Genomic DNA, 3,503 nt, shown 5'->3' with positions numbered 1-3,503 from the left:
GTCTTGGCGTGCCGACCGTTATCAACGACGAAATGCGTGCACACGGGGCGTTGATCCAGGTTGATGCTGGCTATGTAGTCGTCCCAGTAGGACAGCTTCCAGGAATCGCGGGCGGCGTCGCGGGTCTCCAGGTAATCCCGCATCGAGTCGACGTCACAGCGCATCCACACGACCGCGATTTCAGCGCCTCGCTTGACGCAGCGGCTCTTCAGCCGTTGCAGCCACGGTTCACTTGCTACTTCCTGAAGGAACGGCGCGGTGACAACAGTGGAGATCCCAAGCTGAAGGTTGTCGAAAACCGCGTCGAACAGGCAGCGGTATTCCAACGGCCGGACCTTGTCCCGGTAGATCGCGGTCTGCCGGTCGTTCGGGTCGGCATCCAGCGACAACAGCAGGCTCTCGGTCAGCGGCCGGCTGACGGTGTCCTTGTCCAGCAGGGTCCAGCCGGTGATCTCGCTGACGAACCGGGCGAACTCGGTCTTACCCGATCCCGCAAAGCCGGCGACCAGGATCAGGACGGGTGCGCCTTCCCGGGGGCGGCCGGAACTCCACGCCGACAAGATCCGTTTCTTCAGATCACACGGGGGGAGGACGAGCGACCCGCCGCTGTCGTCGGTGGGTGTCTCGACGGTTGCCAACAGACGGTGGACCGTTTCGGTGACCTCGTCGTGGCGAGGGTCGACCGGCGGGGCGTCGGTGGGAACGCCGATCGCGTCGCGCAGATACGCCGGAACCCGGAGCGGATCGCGGCCACGGGGGCGGGCGGCGTCCGGTGCGATCTCCCACGGGCGGGTGGCGAGTCCGAGCATTCCACCCGGTATGCGCAGGCCGTCGGCGATGCGTTCAATGACGTCGAGATCTTCGACCCGGGCTTTCCCGGTGACGATACGGCTGATGCGCGGCTGACTGAACCCCTCGATCGACGCGGCGATCCGATCCTGACCAACATGATCGTATTTGCGGATCAACAGGAAGATGGCGGCGAAATCCCGGGCGGCGCACGCGGCACGCATCTCCTCGCGGGCGAGTAGCGCGGCGGACACGCTGTAGGGCGTGTGGTGCGGCAGGGCTTCGGGCATCATCCGTGGACCTTCTCGCGGTGCCCGGAGGCGGTTGGCGGTGGAACGAGCGGAACAGTCCGCTGAGCGTAACGCGGACGAGCGGTTGCGGTACGCCGGACCGCGCGGGCAGACACTCTGCCGGCGGGTGTCAAGCGCTCGTCTACCGCTGCAACCACCAACGTTGTATACCGACAGTCAATGCCGTTTCGGCATTCCGTTACCGGACGGTGCTCGGTGAAGCTGTCCGGCAAGCCGGCCCCGTCCCGTGTTGAGTCCCATTGCTCCGCGGGACCGGGTCGGTATCCAACCGACAACGTGGACGGGATGGTGTGGCCAGTGACGGCAATCGGTGGATACGCGGTTGACGACGGGGACAGAGAGGGCCGGTTGGCCGTGCTGTACGGCGTGGTGCGCTTCGAGCAGGGAGACGAACGGCGGGTCCGCGACACCACGATCACTTTTGATTCGCCTGCTGCGGCGGAGCTGTTCGCGGTGGAGAGCGGCTGGCACGACTTTCAGGTGACGCCGCTGTTTTTCTTCGTGGACAACGCCACGGCTCCGGCGGGTCGGATGCTGCTGGGGGCGGCACTGGCACGGTCCATGCGGCGAGCCGGCGGCGATGACCAGCGATAGGGATTGCGATCCGCCACGGGGCGATCGTAGCTGTACGTCGTCTGCGAGCCGGCCTGATTTGGTTAGCGGCGACTACGCGGTCACGATCTACCCGGCTGATCGTCCCGCGGACGTGATGCAGGCTTGGGCGTCGCTGCCGGACAAAGTAGGGTTCGCCGAGGCATTGGGCGATGTTGAGGTGACGCTCGTGTTCCGGCCGGTGGGTGAGCTGGTGCCGCCGCGGGAGTCGGATGGGCGGCTACCCGCGCCGGGTTGAGCGGTCGGGCGGCTGATGTCGCTGTGAGGTGCAGGGGTCAGGATCCCGGAGGGCGACAACGCCCGGTGTCGGGGTTCTGACCCCTTATCTGTTGACCGTGCCCGCGGTGACGAGCTCCTCGACAGCGGCCAGGCGGCGGCTGAGGTCCGCAAGCTGCTGTTCGATGCGACCGATACCGGCGAGGATCTCCTGATCGTTTACGTGGCCGGGAATGTCCGGCACACGGTTACCGACCAGCACCCGGATCAGATGATCGTCGGGCCAGTCGAGGGCGCGGGCGATGGCGGTCAACGTCTTGTTCTGCACGCGTCGGCTCGCACCGTGTTGCACCAGGCGCAGCGTGGAGACCGAGAGCCCGGACAGCTCGGCGAGCTGCTGCTGTCCGATCCGCAGGACAGCCATGCGGTCGTTGACCGCAACGGCGACGGCGGCCCAGTTCTCACCATCAACCCGTCCCCGGGACGTGTAGACGCGTGGTGTGCTCTGCTCCAGCATGTACCGAATCTTAGCTTCACAGCAAAGAGCGTGCCTTGCCGCCGGCCACATATCGACCAGTTATAAGAACTCGCCGTACCCGGTGTTTCCATACCTCGTCGATATGGCCATATACCGACCTCGCATGCATCGACGATCTACCGCTTGAAAAGCGGTTGGCGAGCGGTGCACTGTAGGTCCTGTCCGGAACGCGGCGAGATGCCGGCAACATCCGGACCTGATCCCTACGGAGGTGGGCGGCGATGGCGCTACCGCCTGTAATAGCGGCCTGAGCGTGGTTCTACTCATCGCAGGTTCCGGGACGGCCGTCTGGGCGTCTTTCTCTGCTCCGGCGGTTCCGGTCCGCTGATTTTCGATTCTTTCAAGGCGGGGTGGGTGTGATCTGTTATGGCCAGAATCAACGGGTCCCGGCCGTTTCCCGAGGTGCCGACGCGGCATCCGAAGGTCGACGTGCCGCTGTGGGCGGTGCTCGTCGGGCTCGCCGGCCGGATGCTCGCCCACATCATCGTGTTCCTCGTCCGGCATCCGATCCCAGTGGGCCTGCTGCTCACGGTACTGGTGGTGCAGCACCGATTCGGCCTGGCCGGACTCAGTCTCGCAGTCCTGGTCCTGCTTCTGGTCGCCGTGGTGTGGCGGCTGGTGCATCGCCGGTCGTTTCTCTGGCTGGCCCGCTGGATCCGCGGGCGGCTGCGGCTACTCGTGGTGTACCGGTGGCGGTGGCGACCGGTCATGGTGCACACCGGTCTGGCGATCCGCATTCCGGTGTCCAACGGTGACCGGGTCGTGTTCGCCGAGACGTTCCCTCGCATCCGCAAGGTGCGGTCGGATCGGTGGGGCGACCGGCTGCGGGTCGAGCTGCTCTACGGGCAGACCCCGGAGCAGTGGACGGAGCAGGCCGAAGCACTGCGGCAGGCGTTCCGGGCTCGCTCCTGCCGGGTGCGCGCCGACCGGGTGGGGTGCATCTGGGTGGACTTCACCCGCCGCGATCCGCTCGCTGTTCCCGTCCCCCCGGCCGATCTCGACGGCGACGATGCCAACGGGGACGGCTGGGATGACGA

At 66.2% G+C, this 3,503-nt stretch carries 4 protein-coding genes and 1 pseudogene; 3 read left to right on the top strand and 2 right to left on the bottom strand.

Translation table 11 applies throughout. The features are described 5' to 3' along the window. Positions 1-1,082 (bottom strand): AAA family ATPase (locus DD1DGNOD_RS07365; protein ID WP_131769733.1); only part of this gene is annotated, 1,082 nt, incomplete at its 3' end. A 315-nt stretch (positions 1,083-1,397) separates the two neighbouring features. Between DD1DGNOD_RS07365 and DD1DGNOD_RS07360 the strand changes: the two genes are divergently transcribed. Next, entirely contained in the window at positions 1,398-1,694 is a 297-nt protein-coding gene (locus DD1DGNOD_RS07360) for a hypothetical protein (RefSeq protein ID WP_131769732.1), read from the top strand. A 58-nt stretch (positions 1,695-1,752) separates the two neighbouring features. Continuing rightward, complete coding sequence (locus tag DD1DGNOD_RS07355; protein ID WP_131769731.1) at positions 1,753-1,950, top strand: hypothetical protein; 198 nt, start codon at positions 1,753-1,755, stop codon at positions 1,948-1,950. Positions 1,951-2,034: 84 nt separating this feature from the next. Here DD1DGNOD_RS07355 and DD1DGNOD_RS07350 read toward each other — a convergent pair whose 3' ends face one another. After that, complete coding sequence (locus DD1DGNOD_RS07350; protein WP_131769730.1) at positions 2,035-2,445, bottom strand: helix-turn-helix domain-containing protein; 411 nt, start codon at positions 2,443-2,445, stop codon at positions 2,035-2,037. 387 nt (positions 2,446-2,832) lie between these two features. On the opposite strand from DD1DGNOD_RS07350, the pseudogene DD1DGNOD_RS26650 reads away from it, so the two are divergent. Then, positions 2,833-3,503, top strand: a pseudogene (locus DD1DGNOD_RS26650) (FtsK/SpoIIIE domain-containing protein); the annotation flags it as partial.

Source organism: Candidatus Protofrankia californiensis (genome assembly GCF_900634765.1).
Classification (GTDB): Bacteria; Actinomycetota; Actinomycetes; order Frankiales; family Frankiaceae; genus Protofrankia; species Protofrankia californiensis.
The sequence above is the reverse complement of the archived record's forward strand: the minus strand, read 5'-3'. Positions and strand labels throughout refer to the sequence as shown.

Coding starts and splice junctions, on each gene's coding strand:
- DD1DGNOD_RS07350 (WP_131769730.1), bottom strand. CDS start 2,445: ATGCTGGAGCAGAGCACACCACGCGTCTACACGTCCCGGGGACGGGTT.